This window comes from Mycolicibacterium peregrinum, assembly GCF_001665625.1.
Taxonomy (GTDB): Bacteria; Actinomycetota; Actinomycetes; order Mycobacteriales; family Mycobacteriaceae; genus Mycobacterium; species Mycobacterium peregrinum_B.
Genome location: NZ_LZSY01000037.1, coordinates 1 through 3,631, shown reverse-complemented (window position 1 = coordinate 3,631; position 3,631 = coordinate 1). Strand labels below are relative to the sequence as shown.

At 65.7% G+C, this 3,631-nt stretch carries 2 protein-coding genes; both read right to left on the bottom strand.

All coding sequences use genetic code 11. The annotated features are described in order from the left end of the window. Positions 1–2,562, bottom strand: a 2,562-nt coding sequence (gene car / locus A5779_RS05510) for a carboxylic acid reductase (protein ID WP_064879761.1), incomplete at its 3' end; no start/stop codon positions are given. A 172-nt stretch (positions 2,563–2,734) separates the two neighbouring features. Continuing rightward, positions 2,735–3,631: SDR family oxidoreductase (locus tag A5779_RS05505; RefSeq protein ID WP_207549031.1), on the bottom strand; the 897-nt coding region annotated here is incomplete at its 5' end.

Genomic DNA, 3,631 nt, shown 5'->3' with positions numbered 1-3,631 from the left:
GTCGGCCAGGCGCTGCCAGGTCGCCTGGTCGAGGCCGAGGTCGGCCTCACCCTTGTCGCCGGCGATCACTTCGAGGTGGTCGGCGGCCAGTTTCCGGTAGTGCGCCAACAGCTTGGGGTCGCCGCTGTCGAAGGTCTTGTCGAGCCGTGCGCGGGCTTCCTCGTCGGACTTTGCGCGCACGAGGCAGATGACCTTGCCGTCAACCAGATCCATGCGCTCCAGCCAATCCAGGGCCAGGTAACGACCCAGGAAACCGGTTGCGCCGGTGAGTAGTACGGTGCGGATCTCACTGACCGGACCGGGTAGCCCCGGTGCGGCGGCCAACGTCGCGGCGTCGATGAACTTGTCCAACGTCAGATCCGACGCATGGACCTCGGTCGCGTTGCGACCGTGCACCGAGGTGAAGGTCGGCCGCAAATTGGTACCGGAGCGCTGAGCCTCGATGTACTCGGCGATGGTCCGAAGATCCGATGCCGGGCTGACGATGGCCGACACGGGCACCTCGACGTCGAAGATCTCCTGCAGCAGGTTTCCGAAGGTCAACGCGGACAGCGAATCCCCGCCCAGATCGGTGAAGTGGGCCTCGGGTGCGAGATCGGTTGTCGCAGCACCCAACAGGGCGCCTGCGGCCCGGCTCACGGTGTCGAGCACGGGAGCCTGGGCGCCATTGCGCCGCAGCTCGCTCAGTTCGTTGGCCTGCCCCTCGGCCAGTTCGGTGTACAGCTCCTCCAAACGCTCGCCGTAGTGACTCTTCAGGTTGGGACGAGCCAGCTTGCGGATACCGGTCAGCAGACCGTTCTCCAGGCTGAACGGCGTCGTCTCCACGAGGAAGTCACGAGGAACTTCGTACGACTGCAACCCGGCGGTGCGGGCCGCTTCCTGAAGTGAATCGCCGATCGCCTGCTTCGAGGCGGTGGGATCGGTGGGCACCACGACGGCCAGCAGATACGAGCGGGCGCTGTTGCCGTAGATGAAGATCTGGCGCACCAGCGGGCTGTCCCCGAAGACTGCCTCCAGCTTGGAGACGGTGACGAACTCGCCCTGCGAAAGCTTCAGGACGTTGTTGCGCCGGTCGAGGTACTCGACATGGTCAGGGCCGAGTTCGGCCACGATGTCACCGGTGCGGTAATAGCCGTCCTCGTCGAACATCTCGGCAGTGATCTCCGGACGCTTGTAGTACCCGGGGAACATCTGCTCGGACTTCACCAGCAGCTCGCCGCGCGGGTGGGGCTGGTCGGTGCGGAAGTAGCCCAGATCCGGGACGTCGACGAGCTTGTAGTCGATCACCGGCGGGCGCTGGATGTAGCCGTCGACGAAGACCGAACCGGCCTCGGTCGAGCCGTAGCCCTCCAGCAGGTGCATGTCGAGCAACCGCTCGACCCACGTTTTCATCTCGGCCGAGATCGGCGCGGAACCGGTCATCGCGGAGACGAATCGTCCGCCCAGCAGGTCCTCGCGGACCTCGGCGAGCACTGCGTCCTCACTGCCGCCGGAACGGTCGAGCCGGCTCTGGTACTCCTGGAACAGCATGTCCCAGATCCGCGGCACGAAGCTCAGCTGCGTCGGCCGCACGAGGGCGAGATCGTCGAGGAAGGTCGACAGGTCGCTGCGCGCGGCGAAGTATGCGGTGCCGCCCGAACTCAGCGTGCCGATCAGGATGCCGCGACCCATCACGTGGCTCATCGGCATGAAGTTGAGGGTGATCGCGGGCAGGGCAGCCTGGTTTTCGTCCCAGGTGGCCTTGGTGGCGATCTGCCACATGTTGGCGACCTTGCTCTCCGGGTACACGGCGCCCTTGGGGGTGCCGGTGCTGCCGGAGGTGTAGATCAGCATGGCCAGCGGGTCGGTTTGGCCGGAGACGTACAGCGGTGCATCGGCCAGCGACCGGCCACGGTCCAGGACGTCGGCCAGCGGCTCGACGACAACGTCGGTGCCGGCGAGCGCGGACTTGGCGGCCTCGAAGGCTTCGCGCTGTGCGTCTACCCGGGGCCGGTAGTCGAAGACCACCAGGCGGCGGGGCGCGGGACCGGAGCGCACCAATTCGACTGCGTCGTCGAGGAAATCGATGCTCGCTGCGATCACGGTCGGTTCGGTCTCGGCGACGATGGGCCGCAGGGTGGTGACAGGGGCGCTGGTCTGCAGCGGCACGGACACGGCGCCGAGCTCGATCAGCGCGGTATCGATGGTGGTGTAGTCCACGCTGGTGAAGCCGAGGATGGCGACGCGGTCGCCGGGCTTCACGGGGTGGTTGTGCCAGGCGTTGGTCACCGCTTGGACGCGGTCGCCCAACTGGCGGTAGGTGATGGTCTCAAACCGGGGGAGCAGCTGGGCCGACGTGCGGCCGTCGGCGTCGGTGACGTACTCGACCGCGCGCTGCCCGAGGGCGGGCCGGTCTGCGTACCCGGTGAAGATGCCTTTGACTACGGCGGGCAAACGCAGTTCTGGCTGGGCGACGGCGGCGTTGACGGCGTCGCTGGGGCGGGCATCGGCGAACTGGGCGTCGGTGTCATACAGGTGTGCGATGCGGCGTTGGAGCCGGTCCTCGCGTGTTTCGGTGGTCATATCGGTCCCCTGAGCAAATCAAAATAACTATGGTCGGCGCATTTGCCGCGCCTACTAACTACTACGTTAGTAAAACTAATTATATTTCGAGATCCCAGTCCGGTGGCTGCGAGATTGGTCACGCCCGGCGTGCGCCCGTCCCCCATCGCAGTGGGACGGGCGCACGGGGGGGTTAGAGCAGGCCGAGCTGCTGCAGGTTGGTGATGTACTTGACGATCACTGCCGGGCTGACATGCGGAATGTCCTTGTCCGGCCCGATCTTGGCTTCCTGCACCGCGGCCCGGAAGTGGTCCGTCGGGGCCAGGGCGCCCAACATCGGCCGCTCGGGCTTCTGGTAGTTGTGCAGCAGCGGCAGCAGGGAGGCCTGACGCTGCTTGTCCGGCAGGGCCCGCAGAGTGCTCTCGAAACGCTGGATCCACTGCCCGTAGTCGGCTATCCGCTCGATCGCGTAGCCCGCCTCGATCAGCCAGTCGGTGAACTCGTCCATGCCGAGGCCGTCGTCGTAGGGGTTCATCACGTGGTAGGTCTCGAAGCTCTCGACGGACTGTCCGCCCAGGGTTGAGATCGACTCGGCGATGAATTCCACCGGCAGGCCGTCGTAGTGCGAGCGCTGGCGCTTGCCGTCAGCGTCCAGCTCGTAGAACGAGCCCGGTGCGATACCGCTGGCGACGAGGCTGAACATCATGCGGGTGAACATGTCCGGCAGGTTCAGCTGACCCGAGTACGTCGTATCGGCCAGGATCATGTCGCAACGGAACACCGCCACCGGTAGCCCGCACAGATCGTTGGCCTCGCGCAGCAGGACCTCGCCGGCCCACTTGCTGTTGCCGTACCCGTTGGCGTAGCCGTCGTTGATCGCCCGGACCGCGCTCATCTGGCGGACGTCGACGTTCTCGACGAACTTCCCGGGCTCGATCTGATCGCCCACGCCGATGGTCGACACATAGGTGTACGGCTTGATCTTCGTGGTGAGCGCGATCTTGATGAGCTCAGCGGTGCCAAGGGCATTGGGTCCGAACAACTCGCTGTAGGGCAGCACGTGGTTGACCAGTGCGGCCGGGTCGACGAT